The 3592-nt window shown below is 57.4% G+C and carries 3 protein-coding genes; all 3 read right to left on the minus strand.

Annotated elements, in window-relative coordinates:
- Window positions 1–209 precede the first annotated feature (209 nt).
- From CXY78_RS00175 to CXY78_RS21925, 3 genes are read right to left on the minus strand one after another with little or no spacing between them, the layout of a single operon-like run.
- On the minus strand, window positions 210–1979 hold the full coding sequence (locus CXY78_RS00175; RefSeq protein WP_104087445.1) for a hypothetical protein: 1770 nt from the start codon (window positions 1977–1979) through the stop codon (window positions 210–212).
- Window positions 1976–3058 carry a protein kinase family protein gene (locus CXY78_RS00180; protein WP_104087447.1) on the minus strand — a complete coding sequence of 361 codons (1083 nt, stop codon included), beginning with the start codon at window positions 3056–3058 and terminating at the stop codon, window positions 1976–1978. Before CXY78_RS00180 ends, CXY78_RS00175 begins: the two co-directional genes overlap by 4 nt.
- The gene (locus tag CXY78_RS21925; RefSeq protein ID WP_104087448.1) at window positions 3058–3378 is read right to left on the minus strand and encodes a helix-turn-helix transcriptional regulator; all 321 of its coding nucleotides are present in this window, start codon (window positions 3376–3378) and stop codon (window positions 3058–3060) included. The genes CXY78_RS00180 and CXY78_RS21925 overlap by 1 nt, the downstream gene beginning before the upstream one ends.
- Window positions 3379–3592: the final 214 nt, after the last annotated feature.

The following is a 3592-nucleotide window of genomic DNA, read 5'->3' on the forward strand; positions in this document are numbered from 1 at the left end:
CTAGACCAACAATCGGCCACAATTACCACTTGACATCAATAGGAGCATCAAAACGGCGGCATGAAACCCGGGACGGTTCAATGGGTGTTTTGTGGTCCAAAAAATCATCTTCCCCCATCACGACCTCCCCACGGCCCAGTCGCCACAATTGAATATTGAGCGCCCGTAAGCGGAACGTGAAACGACCGCACATCGGTCAATCATTTCCTCTACAGCGTGAGAGGCCATTCGTAACCCTTGCTGGCTGCAAGTGTATGGAGCCTGAGAAACTCGGATCGTTCACGCCAATCGTCGGGAAGCGCAACGGGGGGCAACGACATCGCCGTCAAGGCGGCCGGATCGCTCGTGTCGAGCAGGCCGAGTTGTCGGACGACCATTGCCTGATATGCGGTCATCAAGCTGCGCGAGTCGTCCTTTTGCTTCTCTGCCATGTTCGCTGCCTCGCGGTACAGCTTCATTCCGGTGTGGATTTGATTGGACGCGAGGTATGCGAGCCCCAGAGTTGCGGTGAGGACGAACTGTCCCTGCGCGTGAGGTGTGAGCAGCTCGATAGCTTCCTCTGCCTCACCCACCATGGCTAGCACGTATGCGGCGTTGTTGATTTGGGTGGGGTCGTTCGGATACTTCAGAAGTGCCGCTCGCGCGAATTCTGCAGCTTCTTCCCAGCGCTCCTGACCAATGCCTAGCGCGACCATGGCAGCGATCGACGCATTCTGATCTTCTGGCTCAAGGGTGTACCACTCGACGGCCTTCTCAGCAGCGAGTTCGTTGTTGCCTTCAAGTGATGCAATTTGATGCTCGACAAAAGCCAAGCGCGCATCAAGCATCGTGTCTTGGACCGATTCAAGAGCCTTGTGTATTGCTGCGGCGTGACGTCTTCGGTTTGCGACTTGGGCGAGGCTCACAACTACCACTGCGCTGGTAGGGAACTGCGCGGTGAGTTTGACCAGTCGAGAAACTGCAAGCTCGCGGTCGATCTTGCCGTTCCATGCGCGAATGCGGATGAGATTGCTCTGGACCTCCGCAAGGACCAGGTGATCATTTTCTGCCTTGGCGGCTTCGCTCGCCTGCTCAAGCAGCCTGATTCCGGCATCAATCTCACCGCGGACGAGCGTTGCTCGCGCCTTGAGAATGGATAGGCGGGCGGAAGACACCACGTCGAGGCGGTCCAGCAACACAATCTCTCGATCAAATCGTTCAAAATCCGCCTCTGCAAGAAGCAACTCGAGATAGTGGAGACCTACGTCCTGCCGACCAGGCGCCGAGCGTGTTGCCTGCAGAGCAGTAGAGATAGCTTTTCTCTTGGCGCCGATCCGCCAGAAGGCGATAGACAAATTGAGCGCTGAGTCCGCGTCGTCCGGAGCCGACCTCAGTGCGGCTCTAAGCGACGAGAGAGCGGCGTAGTTGTTACCTTCCATGAGCTGAAGGAACCCGCGAACAGCGTCGCGACCCTGCACGTCAGAGTCATCGATAAAACGGTGAGCCTCATCTAGTCGCCCGACACTTGCGAGCATCGCCCCAACGCTAAGTCCTACCTGTCCTACAAGAGGTAACGATCTTGCGAAAAGAACTCCTTCATCAATTCGTCCGGCGCGAACAAGAATCTCTATTGAAAGACGCGCGGAAACGGGGTCGACGACGAGTCCTTGCTCCCGAGCAGAAGTGACCGATAACTCCAGAGCCTCGGAGGCCGTGTTGATGGATTCTTCAGTTTCGCCGAGTGACTCGTATGCGGCGGCCAAGGCAGCCAGAGTGGTCGATGAGCGCACCATAGCGGCGTCGCGCACGGCCGCGTCCCGCGTCTCCGCGAGGCTGTCGGTGATTCGGTCGTCGAGGCCCTGTCCACCCTTTGCTGGGTGCGTGCTGCGCGACTTTGACCCCGAACGTCCACGGTCGGAGCCAGGGAGGGTGGGTTCAGCGGTTTCGGAGTCAAAAGATTTGTCCGCTCGAATTACTTCGAGCTGGCCGAGGCTGCTCATGAGGCTGCCCTTTCAAGTTTTCTTGCGATTCGGCGTTCTTCTCGAGCGTCGATCTCTAGTCGTCGGATCATGATGTCTGCACGTCTCAATACCCATTCGAGCGGCTCAAGGTGTCGATCTCGGTGGCAAGGCGAGTGAGCAAGTCTTTCGGTCGGAAGAGGATCGCACAGGCTGGCGAGTAGAACTTGAGCATCTCTCTGGATTGATCTGGGCATTAAATCCATCACTTCAGCGATCACTCGGCGGTACTGCAGATTGAGGGTGGCTAGGTCACCCGTCTGTCCGCGCTGGAGGTCTATCGCCGCTTGGTGCAGTACCGCGCCGACGTTTCCAAGCGCGAGGCTTGTAAGAGGTTGCCCAGTCGCAATTTCGACAAGGAGGGAACCAAGGCCGTAGTAGTCGGCGGCCATGAAGTCGCTGGCAGTATCCCCACCTTGAAGCCAAAGGAACTCGGGCGCAGCGAAACGCAGGTCACCCCGCCCCTGAATGTAATCGTCCATCAGCATGGTTGGGGGGCTTCGCAAGTCCTTAGCGCGTCCCAAGTCACCCAGCCGCAGTTTGGTCGTGCTGCCGTTCACCATCAGTAGGCAGTTGCTGCTTTTGAGGTCACGGTGAGCGACGCCGGCCAGATGCATTTGGTGGACGCTCTTGACCGCTCCGCGGAAAATCCGAATGCGCTCGGTCCAGTCTAGTTTTGATCGCTCGACTGGGTCGAGGATCAATTCGTCAACGGACCCGGATGCCACGGCGAGCACATGAAAGCGGATAGGCATAGGCACAGTAACACCGTGCGCGACCATATCGATGCTTTCTTGACCGCCGTCCACATAGGTAATTACACCGTCACAGCCGTTGAGCTTTTGAAGCAGAACAGCCTCGTTCTCGAAGTCCACGATCGCGCCAGGACCCGAAGACGGAAGCAATACCTTTACTGCGACTCGGGCGTTTGTCGATAAATTCTGAGCCTCGAAAACAAGTCCGAAAAATCCAGCTCCCAAGTAAGCTTGAATTTCATAGTCGCCCAGTCGTTGTCCTAAGAGGATTGACTTCCAGGCATCGCGTTCCGCTTGGGTAGCCACTACTGTCCAAACTTCTTGCGTAGATTTGCTAGCTCCTCGGGATGGGCCAACAGAATCGCGACAACGTCAGCTGGCACCCGTCCTGTTGCGAGGTTGATCACCTCAGCCGGAACGTGATAGTAGTCGGACAAGCGCTGCGTTGCTGCCTCGCCTACAGGCCTTTCGCCCCGTTCCATTCGAGACAGCTGCGACGGTGCCACGCCTAGCTCCGACGCTGCGGAGCGCAGGGTGTGTCCATGTTTGCGCCTCAACTCCCTGAGCAGGGAGGCAGCACTTTCGCCCTTTGCCATATGAACACGATACGACCTGTTGCCAACCATGGCAACAGTGGGACTTCCTTTGAAGACCTACCAGCTTGTCTCGTCGGAAACGGGTGCGGATTGCTTGCAAGCCTCAGACTCGTACGGGCCACCTTCCAGAAGTCATCAATGGATGCCCGTAAGCCGGACGGTCACCGGGACACCCGAACACTCACGGAGCATCGAAGGTGATCCGCGTAGTTCCGGGAGTGTCCGATTCCCGTAAGCCCCGCCC

It is taken from the genome of Cryobacterium sp. N19 (assembly GCF_002929595.1).
Taxonomy (GTDB): domain Bacteria; phylum Actinomycetota; class Actinomycetes; order Actinomycetales; family Microbacteriaceae; genus Cryobacterium; species Cryobacterium flavum.